The organism is Acinetobacter sp. FB (genome assembly GCF_056033405.1).
The window spans coordinates 1579043-1605210 of record NZ_CM148502.1 but is presented as its reverse complement, the minus strand read 5'-3'; the positions used below and the strand labels follow the sequence as shown (position 1 = coordinate 1605210).

The 26168-nt window shown below is 36.4% G+C and carries 28 protein-coding genes; 10 read left to right on the top strand and 18 right to left on the bottom strand.

Features of this window, described 5'->3' with window-relative positions; translation table 11 throughout:
• Nucleotides 1-9: 9 nt before the first annotated feature.
• Nucleotides 10-1224, bottom strand: coding sequence for an acetylornithine/succinylornithine family transaminase (locus tag AC0JIQ_RS07415; RefSeq protein ID WP_474203133.1), 1215 nt, complete (start codon nt 1222-1224; stop codon nt 10-12).
• A 163-nt stretch (nt 1225-1387) separates the two neighbouring features.
• Here AC0JIQ_RS07415 and grxD point away from each other — a divergent pair, with 163 nt between their 5' ends.
• On the top strand, nt 1388-1729 hold the full coding sequence (grxD, locus tag AC0JIQ_RS07410; RefSeq protein WP_004662328.1) for a Grx4 family monothiol glutaredoxin: 342 nt from the start codon (nt 1388-1390) through the stop codon (nt 1727-1729).
• Nucleotides 1730-1780: 51 nt separating this feature from the next.
• Here the strand turns inward: grxD and AC0JIQ_RS07405 are convergent, their stop codons facing one another.
• On the bottom strand, nt 1781-2104 hold the full coding sequence (locus tag AC0JIQ_RS07405) for a hypothetical protein (protein ID WP_288402059.1): 324 nt from the start codon (nt 2102-2104) through the stop codon (nt 1781-1783).
• 80 nt (nt 2105-2184) lie between these two features.
• Here AC0JIQ_RS07405 and AC0JIQ_RS07400 point away from each other — a divergent pair, with 80 nt between their 5' ends.
• Together AC0JIQ_RS07400 and AC0JIQ_RS07395 are read left to right on the top strand one after the other, a co-directional pair.
• On the top strand, nt 2185-2613 hold the full coding sequence (locus tag AC0JIQ_RS07400; protein WP_474203132.1) for a guanosine-3',5'-bis(diphosphate) 3'-pyrophosphohydrolase: 429 nt from the start codon (nt 2185-2187) through the stop codon (nt 2611-2613).
• A 54-nt stretch (nt 2614-2667) separates the two neighbouring features.
• The gene (locus AC0JIQ_RS07395; RefSeq protein WP_474203131.1) at nt 2668-3585 is read left to right on the top strand and encodes a LysR family transcriptional regulator; all 918 of its coding nucleotides are present in this window, start codon (nt 2668-2670) and stop codon (nt 3583-3585) included.
• Between the two features lie 26 nt (nt 3586-3611).
• On the opposite strand, the gene map is transcribed toward AC0JIQ_RS07395, so the two are convergent.
• Entirely contained in the window at nt 3612-4406 is a 795-nt protein-coding gene (gene map / locus AC0JIQ_RS07390; RefSeq protein WP_005216427.1) for a type I methionyl aminopeptidase, read from the bottom strand.
• 351 nt (nt 4407-4757) lie between these two features.
• Here map and brnQ point away from each other — a divergent pair, with 351 nt between their 5' ends.
• Nucleotides 4758-6068: a branched-chain amino acid transport system II carrier protein gene (gene brnQ, locus AC0JIQ_RS07385; protein WP_474203130.1), complete on the top strand. Its 1311-nt coding sequence runs from the start codon at nt 4758-4760 to the stop codon at nt 6066-6068.
• Nucleotides 6069-6471: 403 nt separating this feature from the next.
• Nucleotides 6472-6714, top strand: a complete 243-nt coding sequence (locus AC0JIQ_RS07380) for a hypothetical protein (RefSeq protein WP_005216429.1) — start codon at nt 6472-6474, stop codon at nt 6712-6714.
• A 32-nt stretch (nt 6715-6746) separates the two neighbouring features.
• On the opposite strand, the gene AC0JIQ_RS07375 is transcribed toward AC0JIQ_RS07380, so the two are convergent.
• Nucleotides 6747-7202, bottom strand: a complete 456-nt coding sequence (locus tag AC0JIQ_RS07375) for a hypothetical protein (RefSeq protein WP_474203129.1) — start codon at nt 7200-7202, stop codon at nt 6747-6749.
• 133 nt (nt 7203-7335) lie between these two features.
• Between AC0JIQ_RS07375 and AC0JIQ_RS07370 the strand changes: the two genes are divergently transcribed.
• Together AC0JIQ_RS07370 and AC0JIQ_RS07365 are read left to right on the top strand one after the other, a co-directional pair.
• Nucleotides 7336-8193, top strand: coding sequence for an alpha/beta hydrolase family protein (locus AC0JIQ_RS07370; protein WP_474203128.1), 858 nt, complete (start codon nt 7336-7338; stop codon nt 8191-8193).
• Between the two features lie 700 nt (nt 8194-8893).
• Entirely contained in the window at nt 8894-9358 is a 465-nt protein-coding gene (locus tag AC0JIQ_RS07365; protein ID WP_004662340.1) for a MarR family winged helix-turn-helix transcriptional regulator, read from the top strand.
• A 45-nt stretch (nt 9359-9403) separates the two neighbouring features.
• On the opposite strand, the gene AC0JIQ_RS07360 is transcribed toward AC0JIQ_RS07365, so the two are convergent.
• From AC0JIQ_RS07360 to AC0JIQ_RS07340, 5 genes are all read right to left on the bottom strand, one after another.
• A complete protein-coding gene (locus AC0JIQ_RS07360) occupies nt 9404-10072 on the bottom strand; it encodes an SOS response-associated peptidase family protein (protein ID WP_474203127.1) in 669 nt (222 codons plus the stop codon).
• Nucleotides 10073-10146: 74 nt separating this feature from the next.
• Nucleotides 10147-10767, bottom strand: a complete 621-nt coding sequence (locus AC0JIQ_RS07355; RefSeq protein ID WP_474203126.1) for a 2OG-Fe(II) oxygenase — start codon at nt 10765-10767, stop codon at nt 10147-10149.
• 157 nt (nt 10768-10924) lie between these two features.
• Nucleotides 10925-13087 (bottom strand): malate synthase G, encoded by a 2163-nt coding sequence (locus AC0JIQ_RS07350; RefSeq protein WP_474203125.1) that lies wholly within the window; start codon nt 13085-13087, stop codon nt 10925-10927.
• Between the two features lie 285 nt (nt 13088-13372).
• A complete protein-coding gene (zapE, locus tag AC0JIQ_RS07345) occupies nt 13373-14518 on the bottom strand; it encodes a cell division protein ZapE (RefSeq protein WP_346509248.1) in 1146 nt (381 codons plus the stop codon).
• A 120-nt stretch (nt 14519-14638) separates the two neighbouring features.
• On the bottom strand, nt 14639-15658 hold the full coding sequence (locus AC0JIQ_RS07340; protein WP_474203124.1) for a helix-turn-helix domain-containing protein: 1020 nt from the start codon (nt 15656-15658) through the stop codon (nt 14639-14641).
• Nucleotides 15659-15813: 155 nt separating this feature from the next.
• Here AC0JIQ_RS07340 and AC0JIQ_RS07335 point away from each other — a divergent pair, with 155 nt between their 5' ends.
• Entirely contained in the window at nt 15814-17328 is a 1515-nt protein-coding gene (locus AC0JIQ_RS07335; protein WP_474203123.1) for a flavin-containing monooxygenase, read from the top strand.
• A 47-nt stretch (nt 17329-17375) separates the two neighbouring features.
• Nucleotides 17376-18293, top strand: coding sequence for a LysO family transporter (locus AC0JIQ_RS07330; protein WP_474203122.1), 918 nt, complete (start codon nt 17376-17378; stop codon nt 18291-18293).
• A gap of 22 nt (nt 18294-18315) precedes the next feature.
• On the opposite strand, the gene pyrF is transcribed toward AC0JIQ_RS07330, so the two are convergent.
• Complete coding sequence (gene pyrF / locus AC0JIQ_RS07325) at nt 18316-18996, bottom strand: orotidine-5'-phosphate decarboxylase (RefSeq protein ID WP_005159948.1); 681 nt, start codon at nt 18994-18996, stop codon at nt 18316-18318.
• Nucleotides 18997-19181: 185 nt separating this feature from the next.
• On the opposite strand from pyrF, the gene AC0JIQ_RS07320 reads away from it, so the two are divergent.
• A complete protein-coding gene (locus tag AC0JIQ_RS07320) occupies nt 19182-19862 on the top strand; it encodes a hypothetical protein (protein WP_474203121.1) in 681 nt (226 codons plus the stop codon).
• A 78-nt stretch (nt 19863-19940) separates the two neighbouring features.
• Here AC0JIQ_RS07320 and AC0JIQ_RS07315 read toward each other — a convergent pair whose 3' ends face one another.
• From AC0JIQ_RS07315 to ung, 8 genes are all read right to left on the bottom strand, one after another.
• Complete coding sequence (locus tag AC0JIQ_RS07315) at nt 19941-20294, bottom strand: lipopolysaccharide assembly protein LapA domain-containing protein (protein ID WP_004662356.1); 354 nt, start codon at nt 20292-20294, stop codon at nt 19941-19943.
• 18 nt (nt 20295-20312) lie between these two features.
• Complete coding sequence (locus AC0JIQ_RS07310; RefSeq protein WP_005216452.1) at nt 20313-20615, bottom strand: integration host factor subunit beta; 303 nt, start codon at nt 20613-20615, stop codon at nt 20313-20315.
• Nucleotides 20616-20771: 156 nt separating this feature from the next.
• A complete protein-coding gene (rpsA, locus tag AC0JIQ_RS07305) occupies nt 20772-22454 on the bottom strand; it encodes a 30S ribosomal protein S1 (RefSeq protein WP_005159935.1) in 1683 nt (560 codons plus the stop codon).
• Between the two features lie 115 nt (nt 22455-22569).
• Entirely contained in the window at nt 22570-23250 is a 681-nt protein-coding gene (gene cmk, locus AC0JIQ_RS07300; protein ID WP_474203120.1) for a (d)CMP kinase, read from the bottom strand.
• Between the two features lie 9 nt (nt 23251-23259).
• Nucleotides 23260-23700: an SRPBCC family protein gene (locus tag AC0JIQ_RS07295; RefSeq protein WP_050039967.1), complete on the bottom strand. Its 441-nt coding sequence runs from the start codon at nt 23698-23700 to the stop codon at nt 23260-23262.
• Between the two features lie 66 nt (nt 23701-23766).
• Nucleotides 23767-24291, bottom strand: coding sequence for a tRNA adenosine(34) deaminase TadA (gene tadA / locus AC0JIQ_RS07290; protein ID WP_474203119.1), 525 nt, complete (start codon nt 24289-24291; stop codon nt 23767-23769).
• Nucleotides 24292-24296: 5 nt separating this feature from the next.
• Nucleotides 24297-25421, bottom strand: a complete 1125-nt coding sequence (locus tag AC0JIQ_RS07285) for an enoyl-CoA hydratase/isomerase family protein (protein ID WP_171066588.1) — start codon at nt 25419-25421, stop codon at nt 24297-24299.
• On the bottom strand, nt 25418-26131 hold the full coding sequence (gene ung / locus AC0JIQ_RS07280; RefSeq protein WP_050040245.1) for a uracil-DNA glycosylase: 714 nt from the start codon (nt 26129-26131) through the stop codon (nt 25418-25420). Before ung ends, AC0JIQ_RS07285 begins: the two co-directional genes overlap by 4 nt.
• Between the last annotated feature and the right edge of the window lie 37 nt (nt 26132-26168).

Genomic DNA, 26168 nt, shown 5'->3' with positions numbered 1-26168 from the left:
AATACGTCATTACGCTGCTAAAAAGCCTTGAATTGCAGGTACAAGACGCTTCAACAATTCATCAGCTTGAGCTTGAGTCATGTTTAATGGTGGTAATAAACGTACCACTGAACCTGCCGTTACATTAATAATCAACTTATATTCATCTCGTGCAATACCAACTAGTTCAGCACAATCTTTTGGTAATTGAACACCAATCATCATACCAAAGCCACGCACCTGTACATTTTGATCAATCAATTGAGCTCGTAGTTGATCAACAATATAAGCTCCAACTACGGCTGCATTTTCAACGGCATTTTCATTTTCAAGCGTATCAAGTACAGTGTAAACCACACGTGAGCCAAGTACTGTACCGCCATATGTTGAACCATGGCTGCCTGCACCGAGTAAGCCTACCGCTTTACCCTGTGTCATTACTGCACCAACAGGGAAACCATTTCCTAAACCCTTCGCAGTGGTCATGACATCAGGAATAATGTTCGTATTTTGATAAGCAAAGTATTTACCTGTACGTCCATTCCCTGTTTGAATTTCATCAAGCATCATTAACCAATTATGCTGATTACATAAAGCACGAACTTCCTCAAGGTAACTAAAACCCTGCGGTGCTGTATTGACACCACCTTCACCTTGAATTGGTTCAATCAAGATTGCAACGATATCTGGATGATTGATAGCTGCCTCTTGAATCGCTTCAACATCACCAAATGGCACACGAATAAAGCCTTCAACCAAAGGTGCAAAACCTTCTTGAACTTTTTTATTGCCTGTCGCAGATAAGGTCGCCAAAGTACGACCGTGAAAAGATTGTTCAGCAACAATAATTTTAGGATTGCTAATGCCTTGTTTAGAACCAAATTTACGTGCAATTTTGATCGCACCTTCATTTGACTCAGCGCCACTGTTTGAGAAGAAAATCTCTTCCATTCCAGAAACTTGTGCAAGTTTTTGAGCTGCAGCAGTTTGCCAAGGAATTTCGAATAAGTTACTGGTATGCACTAAAGTTGCAGCTTGCTCCGCAATCGCTTCTGCAATCACTGGGTGTGCATGCCCTAAACCACAAACAGCAATACCTGTTAAGGCATCCAAATATTCCGTACCATCCGCTGTATATAAATACGCCCCTCGTCCTCGTACAAAGCTGATCGCTTGGCGACCATAAGTTGCCATAAGATGTGATGGTTGATCAGGTTGCACAGGAGCAAGAGTGATATTAGTCATAACAAACTCAATCTATCATTAGTTGTGGTGAAAAAAGTTATATAAGCAAAAACTTGAGTAGATTGAAAGCTCAAACTCACATTTATATAAGAAAAATCTTTAGCAATAGCCGCAAAACTGTTTTTCAGTATATAATTTACGAAGATTAGTTGAGGATCTATCTATGACGGAACAAGCGCGTGATACAGTAGCGTTAATTCGTGATCAAATTGCGAAACACCCTGTTTTACTTTACATGAAAGGCACTCCACAATTTCCGCAATGTGGTTTTTCTGCGCGTGCAGTTGAAGCACTTAGCCAAATTGGTCGCCCATTTGCCTATGTAAATATCTTGGAAAATCAAGATATTCGTACAACATTACCTCAAATTGCTAACTGGCCTACTTTCCCACAATTATGGGTAAACGGCGAGCTCATTGGTGGTAGCGATATCATGCTTGAAATGTTCCAAAATGGTGAGTTAAAGCCATTAGTTGAACAGTATAGCCCTGCTCCTGAAGCATAAGCTAAAAAATGAAAGCCAATCAAATGATTGGCTTTTTTATTACAATGAGTTTTAGTTTAAGCTAAAGCCAACATATCGAAACATACCTTCTACCCCTAAATCTGCTTTGTAAATTTGTAGATTTGGATAGTTCGCCTGAGTGATGGTCTTATAAATATTCATACTTGAATCTTCATGAATTTCATCAACAGACTGTGGTAGAGCTTCTTCAAAACGATCAGCAATAAATTCAAAACCTAAATCCATTGCCATGAATAATGTATGCTCACACGGCTGAATATACTGTTCCTGTTCCCAATCTAAAACAGCTTGATGACAATATGGACATACAATGTTTTGAGTCGCATCGATAACGTTTATAAGTTGGTATGACATAATTTTAAAGCATAGAAAATTTGGATTTAGTTTAAAAGAATACGATCTGTGAATCTATCCGAATAACAGGGATTTAAATTATGGCAACACTTGAACAAGCGATTTCACTAGCAGCAAAACAACATGAAGGACAAGTAGATAAAGCAAATGCCCCTTATATATTGCATTCATTAAGAGTCATGTTAAATGTTCCTACAATTGAACATAAAATTGTGGCCGTTTTACATGATATTTTAGAAGATACAGAAACAACGATTGAAGATTTATACCAATTCGGTTTTCGAGAGCATATCATTGACGCAATCGTCGCGCTTACTAAAAAACAAGGAGAAACTCGTCTAGAAGCAGCTCAACGAGCGCGACAAAATCCAATCGCACATGTTGTTAAATTAGCAGATATCAATGACAATATGGACTTATCTCGCATTCAATCACCAACCATCAAAGATTTTGAGCGTTTGAAAGAATACCAAAAGGTTCGAGATTTATTATTATTCCAAAATGTTTAATAATCTCTTTTATAATGATTCACCCTAATCACAAAAGCTGGAGTTTATAGCGTAATGCTAACGGATTTAGATGATTTTTATTGCTTTGCCCTTGTTGTCGAACATGGTGGTTTTAGTGCGGCTGAAAGAGCAACTGATATTCCTAAATCCAAATTAAGTCGCAGAGTTTACAATCTCGAAGAACAGCTGGGTGTACGCTTAATTCAACGTAGTTCACGACACTTTGCCGTTACCGATATTGGCATGGATGTTTATCGTCACGCTCAAGTAATGATGAATGCAGCTCAAGCTGCACATGATGTTGTCAATCACTTAAGCAGCGAACCACGCGGTGTAATTAAAGTCAGTGTTCCAGTTGATATTGCACAAAATCAAATGGCGAAAATATTACCGAGCTTTTTAAAGAAGTACCCTGAAGTTCGGGTTCAAATGATGGTAAGCAATCGCAGAATTGATGTAATCAACGAAGGAGTTGACCTCGCCTTACGTGTTCGCTCTAAGCTAGACGATGATCCTAATTTAGTTTTGCGACAGTTTACAGCAATTGAGCAACGTCTATTTGCTAGTCAAGCTTATTTAAATGAATTCGGTCATTTAACAACGCCAGAACAATTATCCGAGCATCGTATTATCAGTATGTCCGAAGAACATCTAGATCAAAACTTTTTATTATTTGGACCTGACAATCAACAAAAGAAAATTAAAGTGAATCCTGTCATTATGGGTTCGAATTTGTTGATGCTCGCAGAATTGGCAAGTCAAAATTGTGGAATTGCTTTATTACCAGATAGTATTGCTCAAGATTTCACAAAATCAGGGCAATTGGTCAAAGTTTTACCTGAATGGACTGCCCCACATGGTATTTTCCATGCCGTTTATCCGTCACGTAGAGGTCTATTACCCGCTGTAAGAGTCTTTATAGATTATTTAGTAGAACAATTAACAGAATCACCGAATAAAAAAAGAGCTTGAATCATTCAAGCTCTTTTTTAAATACATTACACCGCTGGATAGTGTCCTGTTCCATTTGGCCAAGGCGTTAACAACTCAAAACCATCATCAGTAACAACAACCATATGTTCCCATTGCGCTGATAAGGATTTATCTTGTGTCACCACAGTCCATCCGTCATTCAGTTCTTTCACATGTCGTTTACCAGCATTCACCATCGGTTCAATCGTAAATACCATACCCTTTTTCAAGGTCATACCCTGTCCTTTTTGACCATAATGCAAAATATTCGGCTGTTCATGATAGATACGACCAATACCATGACCGCAATATTCTCGGACGATACTATAACCTTCACGTTGCGCAACAGATTGAATTGCATAACCAATATCGCCGAGTGTCGCACCTGGTTTTACCGTATGAATCCCTGCAAGCATGGCTTCATAAGTTGTTTCCACCAGTTTCTTGGCTTCTGGACTCGGCTCACCCACAAAATACATGCGGCTAGTATCCCCAAAATAACCATCTTTGATAACTGCAACATCAATATTTAATATATCGCCTTCTTGCAAAATTTTCTTTGCAGAAGGAATTGCATGGCAGACTTCTTCATTGACTGAGATACATGTCGTCTTGGTAAAACCGTGATAGCCCACATTAGCTGGAATCACCTGCAAAGTATTTACGATATAGTCGTTGCAAATATCGTCTAAATATTCAGTTGAAACACCGGGCTTAATATAATCACCAATCATTTCTAATACTTGTGCCGCTAAACGTCCTGAGATACGTAATTTCTCAATATCTTGCTCAGATTTAATCGTCACAGTAGAAGCTCTCATTCGAGATTTTCCTTATTTAAATATAGGTTAATGCAACATGCAGATTCATTTTTGTACTGCATCTCGTATTTCAACAGTTGTACGCTGTCGTACAGAAATCTTCAATCGTTTTAAGATTGAACGGTTGCTTTTATTTTACATTTAATTTCAATCAGCATCATAGTAAAAAAGTATAAAGAGCTATATTTTTTACTTTTAAAATCTTTTCAATAGATTAAGTTTACCAATGCTAATTATATGATTTTAATCAGTTCTTATTAGACAAAAATAAACCAAATTTCACATAAAATTAGTTTCAAATGACTACAAATTTGTTCTAGAATTCGCACTTTTATTTTATACCTCCCTTTTATGAACCATCTTCGTACAGGAGATATTATTGCTCTCGGTTTCCTGACCTTTGCACTCTTCATCGGTGCTGGCAATATTATTTTCCCCCCTATCGTTGCACAACAAGCAGGTGAGCATGTTTGGCTCGCTGCTTTTGGATTCTTAATTACCGCAGTCGGTCTACCTGTAATTACCATTATGGCTTTGTCTCGTATGCAAGGCTCTATTGAAATTATCAGCTCACCACTTGGACGCTTTTTTAGCCTACTCCTCACGATTGTTTGTTATTTGTCTGTTGGGCCATTATTTGCTACACCACGTACTGCAACTGTTTCTTATGAAATCGGATTTGCTCCATATTTTGGTACATCAAATAGCAGTCTACTGATTTATAGTGTTATTTATTTCACACTTGTCACTGCAATTTCTCTTTATCCGAATAAATTGTTAGATACAGTAGGTCACGTCTTAGCTCCTTTAAAAATTGCTGCTCTAGCGGTTCTTGGTATTGCAGCAATCCTTATCCCTACTGGCTATATTTCTCCACCGATCCATAAATATGTAACTAGCCCTGTTTCTGAAGGCTTCGTAAACGGCTATTTAACGATGGATACTTTGGGCGCCTTAGTATTCGGTATTGTGATTATTCAAGCGATTCAGTCTCGTGGAGTGACAGATTCAAAGCTGATCACCAAATATGCGATTATCGCGAGTTTAATTGCTGGCGTAGGTTTAACGCTAGTATATATCAGTCTATTTAAACTTGGATTAGGTAGCCATGAAGTTGCGGCGAATGCGGCGAATGGTGCTGTGATTCTGCATGCTTATGTACAACACGCTTTCGGTGACCTAGGTTCGTTGTTTTTAGCTGGTTTGATTTTTCTAGCCTGTATGGTAACTGCAATTGGCCTTACCTGTGCATGTGCAGAATACTTCACTGAATTAACAGGCTTACCGTATAAATTATTAGTGTTTATCTTAATTGGATTTTCATTATTAATTTCTAATTTAGGTTTAACAAAACTAATTGCGTTCTCTGTTCCAGTGTTAAGTGCAATTTATCCACCAGCGATTGTTGTGATTATGATGAGTTTCTTCTGGAAATATTGGAATAAACCTTCAACTGTCGTGAGCTCTGTTACTGCTGTTGCTTTTCTTTTTGGCATTATCGAAGCACTCAAAGCGGCTGGATTCTCTGAACAACTCCCTAAATTCATTAATAATTTACCGTTGAATGAACAGAACCTTGCTTGGTTATTGCCGTCATTGGTTGTACTCATTATCGCAATTGCTGTAGATCGATTCTCTAGCAATACTGCTTCTCAAAATTAAAATGATTTGTCGTTAAAATGATGTTTTACCCAAACATAATTTTAGCTATACAAAAAATGTTCTTTTATCCAACTTACATTTTTTGTTTACGACAAATTATTTTTTATCTTATTTATATCTACCTCTACCCGTATTATTCAGACTGTACTTTAACTAAATCATAAAGGCATCTTTTTTAGCAATTTTTTCAAATTGTAAAAAATCCGCACTACTATTCATAATAAAAATAACCTTAATACACTCAAAAAATATTCAATCCACATAGAAATCAATACATTCATAAATTTATTTAAAAAACAGTCAAATTAGCTATTGAAATACTGAAAAAATCAAAGTACAACTTTAATCTTAATTCTGACAAAAACGATTAGGTTTTGTCATCACTACTCAAGGAGGGATGGAGATGTTCTCATTACATTTCAACAAGCAAGTCTTCATTGACACTCTAAAGACCAATGATTCAATCGTATATGCAATTACGACACTTGCCTTAATGGCGACGCTGTTATTGCAAGGCACTATTAAGGGTAACTTAAAACCTGAATATTTTGCATACGCTTTAATCGTGTCTTTAGCCTTTTGTACGTGGGGGATTATTGATCGAAAGTTTCGACAGATAAGTGCTGAACGCCAAAAGAATTTTTAATAAAAGAAATGGATGAGTAATCATCCATTTTTCTAAATGGTAAATTTTAAGATTGTTCCTAATAATAATATTGCCGTAGCACCTAATTCGACTATTATTAAATTCAACATTAAAAATGTCATACACCATCTTGGAATCGACCACTGCCCCAACTTATGCGGTTGCTTAAACTGATTCGTTGTATCTTTTAACATTCCATGAATGATATAGACCAAAATCGACATTGAGAAAAAGAATAAATTCGCCACAACGCAAAATAGACTCAAACTATCCGATAAACTTGTAAAATAACTTAATGCAGCCAAGATTAAACTTGCAGCGGCATAAAGCAAACTACTGCGATGTGCAATATCGACATAATAATGTGCGCGTGCAAGCTCTGTATTTCTAATTTGATAATACTTCCAAACGCCAGTTAGCATCCCTACCCAAAGAAATACTCCACTAAAAATGATCGCCAATTTGGTTGCACTTGTTAAAATTAACATTCCATTTTCCCCAAATGGTTTTTCCAAAAAGAGCTATATTACATAAAATTTGACTTTTAAGTCATTTTTTAAACGGGTTTCTTTTTAGAACTTGTATAAACTGGAAATATGTCCAGACAAGAGTATTTCTCAAATGACTACATTTGAATCATTTTGGATCAGTTGTAAAGATAGTTACCAGCTTGCAGCACAGTATTATCCAGCAAGCGATGCCACTAAACCGTTTCCGATTCTAATTTGTCCAGCAACAGGTATTACCAAAGGTTTTTATCACTCATTTGCTGAATGGTTAAACCAACAAGGCTATAAGGTCTTAAGTTTTGACTTTAGAGGAATAGGTCAATCTTTACATGGGGCACTTAAAAATTCGAATGCCAGTATTAATGATTGGGGTTTATTGGATATTCCAGCAGCCATCGAAACCCTCTTAAACCGCGCTCAAGCTGAACAAGTGATTATTTTGGGACATAGTGCCGGTGGTCAATTACTTGGAATCAATCCTGACTATAAAAAAGTTGCTAAAGTTGTCGCAATCGCTGGTTCAACAGGTCATGTAAAAGGCTTAAAAGGAAAAACTAAACTTCTTGCTCCATTAATGTTTAATGTCATTTTTCCAGTATCCAATGCTATTAAAGGATACGGCGCAACAAAATTTATTGGTATGGGTGAAAATTTACCTAAAAATGTAGCAAAACAATGGGCTGAATTTTGTAGTCAACCTGGATATGTCATGAATGCAATTGGTAAAAGTATTTTTGATGATTATCACCAAGAGATTGTCTGTCCGATTATATCAATTTGGGCAAGTGATGATGAAATCGCAACACAGGCAAATGTTAAAGATTTACTCAGACTCTATCCTAATGCTAAAACCAATTTGATTGAATTAAAACCGCAACAATATGGTTACAAACAAATTGGACATATGCTGATGTTCAAAAAATCACATCAGAAATTATGGCCCGTATTAGAAAAAGAATTGACAATGTAATCCCTAAACTCACAGCTTTACCCTTTTGCGCATCTAAATTTGTAATCCTATTTAGATGCGCCTTTTTAATTTACAATTACTTACACAAACTATAAATAACATAACTAAGTAGAAGTTTTTTACAATGAATTATTTTTTAACAATATAAAATTAAATAATAAAACTACATTTGTATTCTTTTTAAGCAAATTAGTTAACTAATAGTGATTAAATGTGATAAAGAATGTATTTATTCAACTTTTTTAGCAGCACTATGAATTTTAATTTTTAACCAAATGTTAAATTCAAATATATGTATTTAATTTATTTTTTCAATTATTTTATTTTACAAATGTAATAATTTTAAAACTATATGACATTTTAGACAGAATCTTTTAGAAAAAAGTCACGTCATAATTTGTATTTATTTTCTACAATACATTTGTTCTACAAATAAGCTACAATGCAACACTGTAGAAATACAATTGGGGTAAGATGGATAGGTAAGACCATCATTAATAACAGTTTTATGTAGTTTACATGATGATACCCCTATCCTAAGCAAAGATGGTTATACAACCATTTTTAGGAAGATTTGTTATAAATGGAATGTTAGAAAAATTAGATTTAATCATTTTTCTAGCGTATAAATTGTAGACATTTCATGGAATCTAGGAGTTGCATCTAACAACTCTGTGTAACAAGCATAGGAAATAACTTAATGCCTAAAAAATATGCGCGTTTTTTACCTACATCAGAAACATTTAACTTAGAAGACTTTCCTTATTTCTGGATTTCTCAAGTAAATGCACAGTACGTTCAAAATATCGATAACGTACTTAAGAAGTATGGTTTAGACAACTCTCGCCGTCGTATTTTAATTGCATTGAATGTCAAACCACATGCAAGCGTGTCTGAACTTTCAGACATGGTGATTTCTAAAATGTCTACAACCACCAAGATCGTATATCGCCTTAAAGACGAGGGATATATTGAAACTTATTCATGTAAAGAAGATGGTCGTATTACCCGCGTTTATCTTACCGATAAGGGTACAGAAATGATTACTAAAATTAATGATCTAACCTCTGTAATATTAGAGCAATCATTTGATGGATTAACGCCGTTGCAAATCGAAAAGACGATGGAAATTTTAAAACATATGTTTAAAAATCTTGCTCGTTGATTAATAAAATATATAAAAAGGTTTCTTGTTAGAAACCTTTTTTATTTAGAAAAGATCAAACATATTTAACTGAGGTGTTTGTTTTACTATTTTTGCCTTAGGTACATGTGAACATTCATACTCTTCGACTGGAAACCCTTGCATAAATTGAATCATTTGATGTGGTTGTTTTAAACTCAGCCAATCATCAAGACGATCATGGGGAATGATGACAACTGATCTTTTTATATCGCCAGGTTCATGAAATTCTTTCATCATCGGATGGTCGACCGCGTCCATTGTGAGCATTGCTGCTGAACGAATAATTTGATTATTGATTTTACAAATTTCATAAAGTGCAGCAATAAAAAAGGCTCTGCCATCTTTACGCCGTACACCCCATCGTTGAGGTTTATTTTCAATATATTTACTTTCATAAAACTCAGTGACCGGAATTACACCGAACTTGCATTTATAAGCTGCCTCCTGAAAGCTTGGTTTCTCAAAAATGGTCTCATGTCTAGCATTGTAAGCACGTTTAGAGCTGTTAATATCCTCTGCCCATTTCGGCACTAAACCAAATAATACTTCTCGCCACTCCAATCCATGTTCAGATTTAAATAATAATGGTGTTTTATAACTTGGATAAACCTCATCAGTATAGTCAAAAGGAACAAGCGGAAGCTCTAGTTGCTTTAATTGTTCTAATGTTATTGGTTTGTAGTTAGCACACATCGTTTATTTAACCCTCACCATTTCAACAAAATTAAAAAAAGGAGGTAGAAACCTCCTTTTTTAATTTGCAAAAATCATCCAAATATTTTTTTCATTTTTGCACTTAAACCATGCACAAAACGATGTTTTGCATTAGCTTTATCGCTAGTTAAAAAGTTAATTTGAATCGATTGGCGTTGACCTTCATATGGTACATATCCATGCCAACCATTATCTGTCACTTTAAAGGCAACTAATGTACCAGGACCAGCATTAATCTCTTCAACATAGTCATCCATATTTTTTTCGTCATTTAAGATGCGTAAACGACCTGTCGGTGCATCCCATGATTCATTTAAATAAATTAAGATAGTCAATAACTTAGTTTTAGAGTCCGAATGAATCCGACCATCTTTTTGACGTGAGTAACCACGTAAAGTGATCATCATAGGATGCTCCATCACATCGACGTCAAATTTATCTGTAAGAATTTGGCGGAATTCTTTGGTATCCAATGATTTTAAAAAGCGATCAAAATTAGGTTTAATTTCAACATCTTCAAGATTATAACTGCCCCCTTGTTCAATTTTTGGGAAGTCTTGGATTACAGCCTTTACTTCACTATCGATAATCGAATTTTCAACTATAAAATAAGGATATGGCGAAGTCGAAACTTGGGCTTGTTTTAAAGCATCTAATTTTAAAATTTGTGACATCGTTATGATTCTACTAAATGATCAAACTACAAGAATTATAGCAAAAAATTAAGCAATATGATGCGTAATCCTATTTTAGATCAGCCTTATCACATTACTTTTAACTAATATTAAAGAAATAAAAAGCCTCCGAGGAGGCTTTTTATTTTAGATGAAATTAGTCACCTGTATAACCTTTAAGTTTTAAACGTGCAGCGTGTAACAATGGCTCTGTATAACCAGATGGTTGCTCAGCGCCTTTGAAGATCAAATCAGCAGCAGCTTGGAATGCAATACCATCAAAATTTGGTGCCATTGGCGTGTAAAGTGGATCATTGGCATTTTGCTGATCAACAATCACAGCCATACGTTTAAGCACTTCTTCAACTTGTTCTTTCGTTACGATACCGTGACGCAACCAGTTTGCAACATGCTGAGAAGAAATACGTAAAGTTGCACGATCTTCCATTAAACCAACGTTGTTAATGTCTGGAACTTTAGAACAACCTACGCCTAGATCAACCCAACGTACAACATAACCCAAGATACCTTGACAGTTATTTTCAAGTTCGTTATTCAACTCTTCAGCACTCCAGTTTGTTTCTGGTGCAAAAGGAGGCGTTAACAAATCATCTAAAGTCAACATATCTTCAGCAGCCAATTCGTCTTGACGTGCTTTTACATTAATTTGATGATAATGCATTGCGTGAAGTACAGCACCTGTTGGTGATGGAACCCATGCACAAGAAGCACCCGCATTTGGATGAGCTGTCTTAGTCGCCAACATATCTTTCATGCTATCTGGTTTTGGCCACATGCCTTTACCAATTTGCGCTTTACCTTGTAAACCACAAGCCAAACCAATTGCAACGTTACGATTTTCGTAAGAAGCAATCCATTTCTGAGCTTTAACAGCTTCTTTACGTACCATTGGTGCTGCTTCCATAGAAGTATGGATTTCATCACCCGTACGATCCATGAAACCAGTGTTAATGAAAATCGTACGGTCTTTTGCAGCAGCAATACAGTTTTTCAAATTAACTGAAGTACGACGTTCTTCATCCATGATACCTATTTTGAGTGTTTTTGCAGGTAAACCAAGTGCTTGTTCTGCACGCTCAAATAATTCAACTGCAAATGCAACTTCTTCTGGACCATGCATTTTTGGTTTAACGATATACATAGAACCTTTACGAGAGTTCTTATTTTCGTTTTCACCACGAATATCTGCAATTGTAAGTAATGGAGTAACTAATGCATCCATAATACCTTCAAATACTTCTTGACCTTCTACAAGGATCGCAGGGTTAGTCATTAAATGACCAACGTTACGAAGAAGCATTAATGAACGACCATGTAGCGTTGTAGTACCGCCAATTAAGTTCTGAACTGTACGATCTTTGTTTAATGCACGAGTAATGGTTTTACCATTTTTCTCGATTGACTCTTGCAAGTCACCCTTCATTAAACCTAACCAGTTACGATAGCCTTCAACTTTCTCTTCTGCATCAACAGCTGCAACTGAGTCTTCTAAATCTTGGATCGTTGTAATAGCAGCTTCTAAAGTTAAATCTTTAACGCCAGCCGCATCAGTTTTACCGATTGGACTATTTGCATCGATATCGATAATAACGTGCAAACCATTATTTAATAAAACGATTTCAGTTGGATTTGCAGCATCGCCACTAAAGCCAACAAATTGAGCTTCATGAGCCAAAGAAGTTGTTGAACCATCTTTTAAAGTTACAACTAAACGATTGTGATCAACTGCATATTTAGTTGCATCAGCATGAGAGCCTTGAGCAAGTGGGAATGTTTGATTAAGGAAATCTTTAGCGAAAGCAATTACCTTATCGCCACGGACTGGGTTGTACCCTTTACCTTTCTCTGCACCATTTTCTTCAGAAATTACATCTGTACCGTAAAGTGCATCGTATAATGAACCCCAACGTGCATTCGCAGCATTTAAGCAATAGCGTGCGTTACGTACTGGTACAACAAGCTGAGGACCAGCTAATAATGCAATTTCTTCGTCTACATTTTCAGTCGTTACTTGGAAATCAGCAACTTCTGGTACTAAGTAACCAATCTCAGTTAAAAATGCTTTATACGCATTTAACTCAAATTCATTATTACGATGCCATTCATCAATCTTAGCTTGAATTTCATCACGCTTAGCTAATAGTGCTTTATTCTTTGGGCTAAGATCGACAACGACTTGCTCGAAATTTTTCCAGTAAGTTTCACTGTCTAAACCAGAGCCTGGTAAAGCTTCATTTTCGATGAAATCGTAAAGTTCTTTAGCAATCGCTAGCTTGCCTTGTTGAATACGTACAGTCATTGTCTTTCCTGATGATGCTAACTTTTTATAACAAGAAACCTAGTATACCGATTTATACTAGCCTGAATAGTAATATCACATTGCTAAATAGTAAGCATTTTCTTAGTTTAAGTATTGACAAATATAATTTTTATAAACACCAAAACCAAGTTTTGATCTAACTACTTCTATTCTGCGACATACTCGCTTTTTAAAACTCATTTAGTTATAACAAAATTCAATTAAGAATAAAGCTTTCTCTATATGAATTTATAAAAAAGGCATTCCTGAGAATGCCTTTATAATTTATGAAGTTTTTGAAACCTGAATTTGACGATGCTCTGAATGCAGATAATCATCGGATTGCATTTCTAATAAACGTGAACGTGTCCGTTCAATTTCAAATGCTAATTTCTCACCTTCATAAAGATCAATAATTGAGTCTTCTGAAGTTAAAAGTAATTTCACGCCACGATCATAAAACTCATCAACTAAATAAATAAAGCGACGGGTTCCTTCTGAGAGAAAATCAGTTAAATGCGGCACGTTACTTACCAGTACCGTGTTGTAAATATTAGCAATTTCAATGAAGTCAGCTGGACTACGTGGTTTAAAACATAACTCAGAGAATTCACACCACAATACATCTTCTGTATGCCCAAGCGTTTCTACAATACGATTGTTAATCATGATAGGTGTATTAGAGAGCGTTTGTGTGTGTGTGAGCGCCTGAAAACGTTCATACATCCATGCCTGAGCGTCATTACTTAATGGATGTTTGAATAATTGAGCCTGCTTCAAAACACGCAAACGATAATCAACACCAGCATCTACATTCAGAACCGTACAGTTTTTCTGAACCAATTCAATTGTTGGCATAAAACGGTCACGATGAATACCATTTTTATAGAGACCTTCTGGTGCAATGTTAGAGGTCGCAATAAGTGTAATTCCACGTTCAAATAGTTTTTGGAACAAATCACTTAAAATCATTGCATCAGTGACATTTGATACAAAGAATTCATCAAAACAAATAACAACCGCATTTTTATAAATTTGATCTGCAACAGAATCCAAAGGATTACGTTGACCAGAAAGCTTATTCAACTCTTTATGGACATGTTGCATAAAATGGTGAAAATGCATGCGTGTTTTGCGGCGAAATGGAACTGATTCATAAAATTGATCCATCAACCATGTTTTCCCACGCCCTACACCACCCCACATATATACCCCTTTTGGATAGGTTTGACGACGGAAACGTCTAAACGCTTTCTTTGAGGCTTTATAACGAGTAAGCAACTCTTTCCATACTCGATCTAACTCTTGCACTGCCTGAGCTTGAGCTTCATCTGGCATGAATTGACCTGATTCGATTGCTTGAGCATAACGCTCCGCAGGTGAGGTCGGCATAAATGAAGTGCTATGTGAGTCTGGTTTAGAATTTAACATAAGGTGTTATTACAATTTTAATTGGTGAAAATTATATCGAACATTAAGTCCAAAGGCATTAGATTTTAGGCTTAATTATCATGGAGTTTAAACATCATAATGTACCATTTTTTAATCATTTTAATGATTACGATTATATTGTCTTGGACTTTGACCAAACCATCGTTTAAACGCATGATTAAATGCAGCAGGTTCAGAATAACCTAACATTTCCGCAACTTGCTCAATTGAATACGCACTATTTTCAATAAACTTTAATGCTTTCTGCTTAATCAGCCTTTCGCGTATTTCCTTATAACTTGTTTGCATTTGCTGCAATTTATGCCTCAAGGTTCTTTCTGGGATATTTAAAGCACAGGCTGTTTCAAACATGGTGGGCATGACGCCATTCTGCATCTCTAAATATCCTTCCACATATTCAACAATCGTCAGCTTTTCCTGAGTGCTTCTTTCCAATTTTTCTAAGTCTTGCAAGCATTTATCTTCATAAACACGGTAGGTAAGAGCATCAGCAGATGGTATTTTTATATTTAAAATATCAGTATTTTCTAGAATAAAAGAGGCATGCTGACATTCAAATTTTACATCCTGACCATAATAATCTTGATAAGCCCCTATTAATTCTAATTCTTTTGGTGTTTTAAAAGGTAATTCAATACGGATATTAGGGATTTCAAGCCCCATCATCTTAAAGATATCCTGTAAGAACTTATAAGTACCTGAGATTTCACATTGAGCGCGAAATAATCCTAAATGCGTATTTAAATCAATTGGTTGATAATGCAAATGAATGAAATCTTTTTTAATATTTAGTTGTAATGAACCAAATAAGTGCGTCAATTGCTGAAATCGCACACCATTTAACAGAGCTTTATGTAAAGTATCGCTTGTAACAAGTAGCATCAAGAATGGGCCATACCCTGCAAGCGCATAATGTTGACCAATGACTAAGCCTTGTTCAGGAGAAATATCTTGACTAATATACTGTAAAATATCCCATTCTATTTCATCTGGAATAATTGAACTCGGATCTAAAGCTTCGGCTTGTATTCCCATGTCTGCTAAACGAGCATCTACATCAATGCCCACATGACGCATGCCTTGAATTAAATACATCAATCCGAGGATAGATCTCTTCATAATTCCAAATGCAATTCCCAAAACTTTAACGTTGTACTATAAAGATACAAATAAATGAATTGCCGAAATGATCAAGTTTTGCGTCTATACAATCATATTTAATCTCTACAAAACCTTTAAACTTGCATAAAATTTAGATGTGTAGGGCGTGGACTATGCGTGATGTATCCCAAAATGCTATTCAAAAAACTAAAGTTGCAATTATTGGTGCAGGTTTTGGTGGTTTAGCAATGTCTATTCGACTATTACAAAGTCAAATGAATGATTTTGTAATTTTAGAAAAAACCAATGACGTTGGTGGCACATGGCGTGAAAATCAATACCCAGGTGCAGCCTGTGATGTTCAATCACATATGTATTCACTTTCGTTTGCTCCCAAAACAGATTGGTCAAAACGTTACGCTGAAGCTGATGAAATTTTTGAATATATTCAAGATATTACTCAGCAGTATAAATTAAAAGATTATTGCAAATTCAATCATGAAGTTACTCATGCTGAGTTTGACGAAAATCGTAATGTTTGGTTATTAGATTTTAAAGATCAACCATCCATTGAAGCTCAATTTGTTATTTTTGCTTCTGGTCCCCTACACGTTCCGCAAATTCCTCATTTAAAAGGAATTGAAAAGTTTAAAGGTAAAGTCTTCCATTCTTCACAATGGGATCATCAATACAGCTTAGAAGGCAAATCTGTTGCCTCTATTGGTACTGGTGGTAGTGCAATTCAATATATTCCCGAGATTGCACAAGAAGTGAAACAGCTTTATGTATTCCAACGTACTGCGGCATGGGTGATTCCACGTGATGAACGTAAATATTCACAATTAAGCAAATCTTTATTTAAAGCTTCAAATATTTATCGTCAAATTCATCGTACTCGTTTGTATTGGACCAACGAATCACGTGTAGTACCTATCGTACAACCACAGATCATGAAATATGGTCAAAAGCTTGCCGAAGCATTTATCCACTTTCAAGTAAAAGACAAAGAACTCGCTAAAAAACTTACACCAGACTTCGTTATGGGTTGTAAGCGTATTTTGATTTCAAATAAGTACTTCCCAACGTTCAACCGTAAAAATGTTGAATTAATTACTGATGGCGTTCAGGAAATTACAGCTAACGGCATTATTACCAAAGACGGTAAAGAACGCCAAATTGACTGTTTGATTTATGGTACAGGATTCATTACTGACCCACGTATTTACTTAAAGCATTTCGATTGCGTTGGTCGTAATGGAATCGAACTTAAGCAAGCTTGGAAAGATGGTGCGGAAAGCTACTATGGTATTAGTACGAAAAACTTCCCTAACCTATTCCAATTATTAGGTCCAAATACGATTTTAGGTCATAACTCTGTTATTTTTATGATTGAATCTCAGGTGAATTATATTTTGCAATTGATTCAAACCGTAGATAAAACAGGTTCTCAAGCTGTTGAGATTAAACAACAGGTACAAGATCAATTTAATGATCGTGTGCAGGAACAACTCAAAGGAACAGTTTGGCAAGCAGGTGGATGCAGTAGTTGGTATCAATCAGCTGATGGTAAAAACTTCTCATTATGGCCAACATATACTTGGAAATATTGGTTAGAAACACGTAAAGTAAATGTCGCTGACTATAATTTTATTCATACAGCAACAAATGCAAAAAACAATGCAGCTTAATCAATAATTCTTCATAATAAGCAGGTTATTGGTAACCTGCTTTTTTTATGGAATCTTTTCTTCTTATCTTCCAAATTTTTATCGCAATAAGCTTAGGCTATTTTCTCGCCCCAAAACTATCACAACGAATTACACAATTTGTATTTAAAATTTTACCCTATTTTTCTTATTTATTATTAATAAGTGTTGCATTTGAACTGACTCAAGCTTTGAATCATATCTCAGATCCAGCAGCAATATTACCACCTGCATTATTGATTGCATTTACTACATCAGTTGGTTCTTTCTTTATCTGTCTAATTACTTATAAACTGATTGATCGTCAAAGTGTACAAGGAAAAATTTCATTACACCTCTTTATCAATGCACTCAAGAATATCGCTAAAGCATTTCTAGCATTAGGGTTGGGGATTTTACTTGGAATACTAGTCACTCAATCTGACCTACAAATTGCATTTAATAGTTGGTATTTATTACTCATATTTATTTTTTTGATTGGCATTGAGCTTGCTTTTACGCAATTTGATCGTAGTTGGTTAAGTTGGAAAGTACTATTGGTCCCCGCTGCAGCCTTTGTAGGTTCATGCTTAGCAGCAATCGTGAATTATTTAATCTTATCTAACCACTTTAACTTAAATGAAATAATGGCTTTAGCTCAGGGATATGGATGGTACTCAATGTCTGGCATTCTATTCACAGAATTACACTCAGCACGACTTGGTGGAATTGCCTTATTAACCGACCTCTTCAGAGAGATTTTCGCTATTCTCCTTATGTACTGCCTCGGTTGGCGTTTTCCACGTTCAGCGATTTCAAGTGCTGGAGCAACCTCAATGGATGTCACTCTTGCGATGGTTAAACAATCATGTGGCACGCATTACGTACCACATGCAATGATGAGCGGATTAATTTTATCGCTTCTAGCGCCTTTATTAATCAGCCTATTCTTAAATCTCAAGTTCTAAGGTATTTATAAACTAAATAAACTTAGATAGACGCCAAAATTGACTTCAACATTTCTGTTGGACGTTCAGCCTTTGTAATCGGGCGACCAATCACTAAATGCGTCGAACCATCAAGCATAGCTTGTTTAGGCGTAACGATACGTTTTTGGTCATCTGCATTTGAACCTTCTGGACGAATGCCTGGAGTAACTAATGCAAAATCAGCATTCAACATTTCACGAAGAATCTTAGCTTCTTGTGCTGAGCAAACTACGCCATCCAAACCACTTTCTTGAGTCAATTTAGCTAAACGTTTGACATGCTCTACTGGCTCGATGTCTAAACCAATATCACGTAGATCTTCACGCCCCATAGAAGTTAACACAGTAACTGCAATAAGTTGTGTTTGATAATTGCCTGCTTTGAGTCTTTCAACACAAGTTTCCATCATTTTTCGACCGCCAGAAGCATGAACATTAACCATCCACACACCTAGATCTGCCGCAGCACAAACAGCTTGAGCAGTTGTGTTAGGAATATCATGAAATTTTAAATCAAGAAAAACTTCAAAACCTTTATCTTGTAAAGTTTTAACAACGCTTGGACCTTCATGAGTAAAAAGTTCCTTGCCCACTTTGACACGACATAAAGCAGGATCAAGCTGATCCACAATCGTTAAAGCGTCATATTCGCTTTTTGCATCTAGTGCAACAATGATACTCAAGAGCGTTTCTTCCCAGTTGATTCAAAGTCGCTATTATAAATAGGTTTCAATTTAAGTGTAAAATTTCATTCAACACATTTTTACTTCTTACATTTAAGTTGCAACAACAAAACTAAAACATACCAAATAGTAAAATTTGATTAAATTTTAATCTTAAAATAAATTAAAAACGAATAAGGTTAAAAATGAAAACGATTAAAACTGCAATAGGCATAAAAAGGCATCAATTTAGTCACCATCATTTTTTTAAGATTCTGAAAAATCAAGAAATACCCATACAACAACGCTTAAAATTCTTGCCCAATCTTGCTCACTTTATAATGAGCTTTGCGGATTTAAATAAATATGTACTGCCCTTTAATTTTCCACAGAATAAATATGAAGAAGCAATCAATGTTCACTGTAAAGAAGATGCTAATCATTGGCCTTGGTATTTGCATGACCTAGAAACGCTCGATTTAAACAATAAACAAGAACTTACCAACACCCTTAGATTTATTTGGTGTGATGACATGTCACCTAGCCGTAAACTATCTTACGAATTAATAGGCTTGGTCTCGAATCAGACGGCACTTATAAGATATGTAGCGATTGAAGTCATGGAGTCTACAGGAAATGTAGTTTTTAATGTATTGAATGAAATTACCAAAACTACTGATTTAGAATTAAAGTTCTGTAGTGAAACTCATTTAAAGCAAGAAACTGGACATACTATATGCGATGAAGAAAACATCTTTGAAAATATGCCTATAACGCGAGAAATGAATGAAACTGCATTGATCGTAGTAGAAAAAAGTTTTAATGCTTTTAATCAATTTATGGATCAGCTTGAATTGAACTTGAAAAATGAAATTAAAATTAATTAAGTATTTTTTAATCAAAAACTAAAAGGGCTACTTCAATTGTGAAATAGCCCTTTTCAATACTAAATAGCAATTCAACTATTAGATCTTATCATTCGGATAAACATCTAAAACAGTTTTTTCATGTCTTACGCTTGCAGCAGCTTCTGCGGCTGCTTGCTGAGCAAGTTGGATCTGCTCTTTTCTGAGGTGGTCAATATCTTTACGTAATCGTTTAATTTCCCAATTCGTTTGGAAAACTCGAAATACTTGAACACCTAGAAGTAAACCGACAACGACACCTAATGCCAATGTCAATAAAAGCAATAAACCTAAACGCATTGCAGGAACTTGAGTAAACAATAGGTTTACTTCTAATTCTGCTGGATTTTGTAAAACTAGGGCAAGCGAATAACCAAATAGAGCAACAAGTAATGCAATTAAGATATAACGCATAAACACCTCAATTTTTTATTAATCAACAGTCTCGTTTACTGCATCACGGAGTGCTTTACCCGGTTTGAAATGTGGGACAGCTTTTGCTGCAACATCAACTGATTTACCAGTTTTAGGATTGCGCCCTAAACGTGGCTCACGATGATGTAATGCAAAACTGCCAAAACCACGAATCTCAATACGATCACCACTCGAAAGTGCTTCAATCATTTGATCAATCATAATTTTAACGGCATCTTCAACCAACGGTTCTGCCAAATGAGGGTTTTTAAGGGCAATCCGTTCAATCAAATCAGATTTGTTAAGTGCTTCAGTAGTCATCGATGACCTCTTTAATTATTGCTACTTTTCAATATTTTAATAATAACCTGTTTAAATACAAAACGGTAGCGCAGTACATCGATACTACGCTACCGTTTGCAGTATTTTTGTATAAAAAGGTACATCTCTGTTACAAGAAATGTACCTTTTAACAAATTACTTCATTTGAGCTTTAATCAAATCACCAATAGTCTTAGGACCATTAGCTTCTGAAACTTGAGCTGCTGCTGCTTGACGAGCATTGTTCACAGCTTCTTTCTCTTCAGCTTCGTCTTTCGCTTTGATAGACAAGTTGATAGAGCGAGATTTACGATCAACGTTGATGATCTTCGCTTCAACTTCTTGACCAACTTCTAAGAATTTAGTCGCATCTTCAACGCGGTCACGGTTGATTTCAGAAGCTTTAAGCGTTGCTTCGATGTCATCAGCTAATTTAACTGTAGCACCTTTAGCATCAACAGCAGTCACAGTACCTTTAACTAAAGCACCGCGCTCGTTCGCAGCTAAGAAATCATTGAATGGATCGCTGTTTAATTGCTTGATACCAAGGCTGATACGGTTACCTTCAGCGTCTACAGATAAGATAACTGCTTCAACTGTGTCACCTTTCTTGTAACGACGGATAGCTTCTTCGCCTTGTTCGTTCCAAGAAATGTCAGATAAATGTACTAAACCGTCGATACCACCAGATAAACCGATGAAGATACCGAAATCAGTGATTGACTTGATGGTACCAGAAACTTTTTCGCCTTTTTCATTTGCTTTAGCAAACTCTTCCCATGGGTTAGCACGAGTTTGTTTGATACCCAATGAAATACGACGACGTTCTTCGTCAACTTCAAGAACCATAACATCAACTTCGTCACCGATCTGAACAACTTTAGATGGGTGGATGTTTTTGTTTGTGTGGTCCATTTCTGAAACGTGTACTAAGCCTTCAACGCCTTCAGCGATTTCAGCGAAGCAACCGTAGTCAGTTAAGTTAGTTACACGTGCTTTAACGATAGAACCTTTAGGGTAACGGCTCATGATCGCTAACCATGGATCTTCGCCTAATTGCTTAAGACCTAAAGATACGCGGTTACGCTCGCGGTCAAACTTAAGTACTTTAACAGTAACTTCTTGACCAACTTCAACAACTTCTGAAGGGTGCTTGATACGCTTCCAAGCCATATCTGTGATATGTAGAAGACCATCAATACCGCCAAGATCAACGAACGCGCCGTAATCAGTAAGGTTCTTGATAGTACCGGTAACTGTTTGACCTTCTTCAAGTTGAGCAAGTAATGCTTCACGGTCAGCTGAAGATTCAGCTTCCATAACTGCACGACGAGATACAACAACGTTGTTACGTTTAGCATCAAGTTTGATTACTTTGAACTCTAACTCTTTACCTTCAAGGTGAGTTGTGTCACGGATAGGACGAGTGTCAACTAAAGAACCTGGTAAGAATGCACGTACAGGACCGATGTCAACAGTGAAACCGCCTTTAACCTTACCAGAGATAACACCAGTAACGATTTCGCCGTCTTCAAAGATTTTCTCAAGTTTAGTCCAAGTTTCAGCACGTTTCGCTTTTTCACGTGATAAAACTGTTTGACCCATACCGTTGTCAAGCGCTTCAACAACTACATCAACAGTATCGCCAACTTGAACTTCAAGTTCACGTTGTTCATTTAAAAATTCAGCACGGTCAACTACGCCTTCAGATTTAAGGCCAGTGTCAACAGTAACCCAGTCAGAATCGATACTAACAACAGTACCTTGGATGACTGCACCCTTTTCAACGTTGAGGTTTAATTCACTTTCTTCAAAGAGGGCTGCAAAAGATTCGGTCATGATATACCTGATAAAGTCCGCGGTCTTGGATCAGACAAGGCCGGTTTAGTTAAGTTGTTACATTGTCCAAAAAATCTGATCAAGCAATGCTTCAACTGAAAATAAAATGGTCTATCTATTGAATACGGCTATCGATATAGTTCACCATTAACTGAAAAACTTCATTGATGCCTATTGTAGAACTATCAATGATATACGCGTCTTCAGCTGGCTTGAGCGGAGCAACAGCTCGCTCCATATCTCTTTTATCTCTAGCCTGTATGTTAGATAAAATGCCGCTTATTTTAGCATCAAGCCCCATACCCTGCAACTGTTTTACACGTCGCTCTGCACGAGATTCAGCCGATGCTGTTAAGTATATTTTAGCTTGAGCTTCAGGAAAAATTGATGTTGCCATATCTCGTCCATCAGCTACCAAACCAGGAGCTTGAATAAATGCACGTTGGCGCGCAAATAATGCTTTTCTTAATTCAGGAACAGTTGCAACTTTAGAGGCATATTCTCCAACCTGTTCAGTACGAATGGTATTCGTGACATCTACACCTTCTAGTAAAACAAGGGTCGCAGCCTCAGTCGTTTTAAATTCAATATCTAAATTCGTCGCACATTCAACGCATTGACCTAAATTAGAGTCGATTTGATCAAGTAAGCCACGTTGAAATAATGACAGCCCGAGTAAACGATATAAAGCACCAGAGTCTAATAGATTAAAACCATAATAAGCAGCTATTTTGGCTGCCAAGGTCCCTTTACCAGAACCACTAGGACCATCAATCGTAATAATATGAACTGTCATTCCCGTCTCTTATGAAGCAACTGACTTCGCTAATTTTGAAAAACCTAGTGTAATCGCTGCTTTGAGTTGTGCAAGAACTAATTTACTTACAAAAGGCGCTTTTGCTGTAAATTCAATCTTATAAGTAACCAAGGTAATATATGGGGTAATTTCTCGAAAATCGATTTGCCCTAAATGATGTTTCACCAATGGATTATTAATCAATTTGTATTCAATACGCTTATTCTCTTCCAACAAAGTAATTTCTTCTTGAAGAGGCTTCACTGGTCCAAAACCCATACGACGAATAGAACCAACACCATCTGGACGTTGAGGATCTGCTGAGTCTTTTACACGTACAACTTGTAATGGCGCAAATGCTTTATTGTAGGTTGCGTGTTTTGACAACAACTCAAAAACTTCAGAAATTGGTGCGTTGAATTCTTTTTGTATGGTGATTGCGTTACGCATAACTTTGCCTTTTTGATTTAGCTAAAATCTTTGGAGGCATAGTTTGCCACAACTAATGAGACATTTTTAATCATTTAAGGACGTTTTTAATAGCCGAGTTTTCTTTTTTTCTTCTCGTCTTTGTTTAAAAAATTCGCTTAATTGCAATGAACATTCAGCTTGCATACAACCTTGTTCAAATACGAATTTATGATTGTAATAGCCATTTTCTAATAATTGTCGAGCACTGACCAACGAACCAGCCTTAGGCTCTGTTGTAGCAAACACTACTTTTTTGATACGAGCATGAATGAGCGCACCAACACACATCGTACAAGGTTCAAGCGTCACATATAATATGGCATCATCTGGTAAACGATAGTTATTCAATAATTGACAGGCTGCACGTAAAGCTTGAATTTCAGCGTGAGCGGTAGGATCAGATTGTTTAATTGGTGCATTATAACCAGCACCAATAACTTTCTCTTGACTCACTATCACCGCTCCAACAGGAATTTCTCCCTGCGAAGCAGCTAGTGCAGCTTGCTCATAAGCAAGCTGCATCCAATATTCATCATTAAAGTTTTCTGAAATTGTGACGTCAATACTCATCGATTTTAAGCAATAACACCATATTGTCTTAATAAAGCATTCCAACTATCAATCGTAGTTACCGGAGCACAATCAGATAAAATATCTTTTAATGTAATCTTTTCCGCTGCTTTCCATTCTGGTGATAAGTCTTTATCAACTAAACGTGCACGGACACCCTCAACAAAATCTGGATGACGAATTTTCCAATCAGAGATTTGTGATTCTAATGCAAAAACTTCATCCCAAGCATGCCCTTGCTTACCCCATTGCCATAGCAACCATGTAATCGCAGCAGTACTTGGAGAACCTTTTTGCAGATTTTCACTTGCCTGACGTAACCAATCACTACTTGCATCACTCAAACCAATAATCGCTTGATAGTCATACTCAAAACTTTGACCACGACATACGCTATGAATCACATCGATTGAATTTTGTAACGGACCTGATGCCACAGGGCGATGTAAACTATTTAAAGTATCATCGATTGCACGGAAAGCACCCGCAGGATAGTGATTCCAATCCACATTCAAAACTTTTTGAAGAACATTATCTCGCTGTGCTTCACAAATATGAGTTGCCCAACCGATGCTAAAAGCACCGGCTGAGGTCATGATTGAACCCGTTAAACCTGTAAACAACCCAATTTGACCACGATCAGCAAGGAAACGACTCCCGCCTACATCAGGATAGAGACCAATATTGATTTCAGGCATTGCAAGACGTGAATAAGGTGTGACCAGACGAAATGGCGCAGCCATGAATAGGCCTAAACCACCACCCATAACATAACCTTCACCCCAAACCACGATTGGCTTAGCATAGTTATGAAGCAATAAATCAAGCGCATATTCTTGTTCAAAGAACTTGTTTGCGGTATCTACTTCATTATTAATGACAAGTTGACGAAGTTTACGAACATCACCACCCGCGCAAAATGCTTTTGGTGTGGTTGAATCAAACCAAATTGCTTTAACACTGTCATCTTCATGAAAATATTCAAATACTTTCAATAAAGCACTCACAATTGACTCATCAAGTGCATGCAAAGATTTTGGTCTGTTTAAACGAACAATACGCCAACCATTTTTAGCGTTTTCGATAATTAAATCTGGGTGATAACTATTTAAATCGGGAGAAGTCATTATGCGTCCAGTTGCCAGTCTATTGGCTCAATGCCATGTTGTTTCAAATAATGATTTGTTTTAGAAAATACTTTACAGCCAAAAAAACCACCTCGGTTTGCAGCAAGTGGTGATGGATGAGCTGCTGTTAACACTAGATGTTTATTTCGATCAATGCGCTGTCCTTTACGTTGTGCATAAGCACCCCATAAGATAAACACAACATGCTCACGCTGTTCATTTAACACATCAATTACAGCATCAGTAAATTCTTCCCAGCCTTGTTTTTGATGAGAAGTTGGCTGCCCTGCTTCAACAGTGAGTACACTGTTCAACAGCAATACCCCTTGAGCAGCCCATTTACTTAAATCCCCATGACGTGAAATCGGCACTGTGAGATCAGTATGTAATTCATGAAAAATATTACGCAAAGATGGTGGTAATGCAACCCCTCTTTGTACAGAAAAGCTTAGACCATTGGCTTGATTAGGACCATGATATGGATCTTGACCCAATATCACGACCTTTACATCCTGTAACGGGGTTGTATTCAATGCATTGAAAATTTGCTTGCTAGGCGGATAAATTGTTTTCTGAGCAAGGATCTGTTGCTGTAGAAACTCTCTTAAATGATCCATTTTCTGACTGAGTAGAAATTCTGATAAAGAGATTTTCCATGACTCATCCAACTGAACTTTATTAAGTTTTTCCTGCTGTTGTTCAGTAAATTGCATCAACATTCCTTGAAATAACGATTCTAACATTTAAATC

Coding starts and splice junctions, on each gene's coding strand:
- AC0JIQ_RS07415 (WP_474203133.1), bottom strand. CDS start 1,224: ATGACTAATATCACTCTTGCTCCTGTGCAACCTGATCAACCATCACAT.
- grxD (WP_004662328.1), top strand. CDS start 1,388: ATGACGGAACAAGCGCGTGATACAGTAGCGTTAATTCGTGATCAAATT.
- AC0JIQ_RS07405 (WP_288402059.1), bottom strand. CDS start 2,104: ATGTCATACCAACTTATAAACGTTATCGATGCGACTCAAAACATTGTA.
- AC0JIQ_RS07400 (WP_474203132.1), top strand. CDS start 2,185: ATGGCAACACTTGAACAAGCGATTTCACTAGCAGCAAAACAACATGAA.
- AC0JIQ_RS07395 (WP_474203131.1), top strand. CDS start 2,668: ATGCTAACGGATTTAGATGATTTTTATTGCTTTGCCCTTGTTGTCGAA.
- map (WP_005216427.1), bottom strand. CDS start 4,406: ATGAGAGCTTCTACTGTGACGATTAAATCTGAGCAAGATATTGAGAAA.
- brnQ (WP_474203130.1), top strand. CDS start 4,758: ATGAACCATCTTCGTACAGGAGATATTATTGCTCTCGGTTTCCTGACC.
- AC0JIQ_RS07380 (WP_005216429.1), top strand. CDS start 6,472: ATGTTCTCATTACATTTCAACAAGCAAGTCTTCATTGACACTCTAAAG.
- AC0JIQ_RS07375 (WP_474203129.1), bottom strand. CDS start 7,202: ATGTTAATTTTAACAAGTGCAACCAAATTGGCGATCATTTTTAGTGGA.
- AC0JIQ_RS07370 (WP_474203128.1), top strand. CDS start 7,336: ATGACTACATTTGAATCATTTTGGATCAGTTGTAAAGATAGTTACCAG.
- AC0JIQ_RS07365 (WP_004662340.1), top strand. CDS start 8,894: ATGCCTAAAAAATATGCGCGTTTTTTACCTACATCAGAAACATTTAAC.
- AC0JIQ_RS07360 (WP_474203127.1), bottom strand. CDS start 10,072: ATGTGTGCTAACTACAAACCAATAACATTAGAACAATTAAAGCAACTA.
- AC0JIQ_RS07355 (WP_474203126.1), bottom strand. CDS start 10,767: ATGTCACAAATTTTAAAATTAGATGCTTTAAAACAAGCCCAAGTTTCG.
- AC0JIQ_RS07350 (WP_474203125.1), bottom strand. CDS start 13,087: ATGACTGTACGTATTCAACAAGGCAAGCTAGCGATTGCTAAAGAACTT.
- zapE (WP_346509248.1), bottom strand. CDS start 14,518: ATGTTAAATTCTAAACCAGACTCACATAGCACTTCATTTATGCCGACC.
- AC0JIQ_RS07340 (WP_474203124.1), bottom strand. CDS start 15,658: ATGAAGAGATCTATCCTCGGATTGATGTATTTAATTCAAGGCATGCGT.
- AC0JIQ_RS07335 (WP_474203123.1), top strand. CDS start 15,814: ATGCGTGATGTATCCCAAAATGCTATTCAAAAAACTAAAGTTGCAATT.
- AC0JIQ_RS07330 (WP_474203122.1), top strand. CDS start 17,376: ATGGAATCTTTTCTTCTTATCTTCCAAATTTTTATCGCAATAAGCTTA.
- AC0JIQ_RS07320 (WP_474203121.1), top strand. CDS start 19,182: ATGAAAACGATTAAAACTGCAATAGGCATAAAAAGGCATCAATTTAGT.
- AC0JIQ_RS07315 (WP_004662356.1), bottom strand. CDS start 20,294: ATGCGTTATATCTTAATTGCATTACTTGTTGCTCTATTTGGTTATTCG.
- AC0JIQ_RS07310 (WP_005216452.1), bottom strand. CDS start 20,615: ATGACTACTGAAGCACTTAACAAATCTGATTTGATTGAACGGATTGCC.
- rpsA (WP_005159935.1), bottom strand. CDS start 22,454: ATGACCGAATCTTTTGCAGCCCTCTTTGAAGAAAGTGAATTAAACCTC.
- cmk (WP_474203120.1), bottom strand. CDS start 23,250: ATGACAGTTCATATTATTACGATTGATGGTCCTAGTGGTTCTGGTAAA.
- AC0JIQ_RS07295 (WP_050039967.1), bottom strand. CDS start 23,700: ATGCGTAACGCAATCACCATACAAAAAGAATTCAACGCACCAATTTCT.
- tadA (WP_474203119.1), bottom strand. CDS start 24,291: ATGAGTATTGACGTCACAATTTCAGAAAACTTTAATGATGAATATTGG.
- ung (WP_050040245.1), bottom strand. CDS start 26,131: ATGCAATTTACTGAACAACAGCAGGAAAAACTTAATAAAGTTCAGTTG.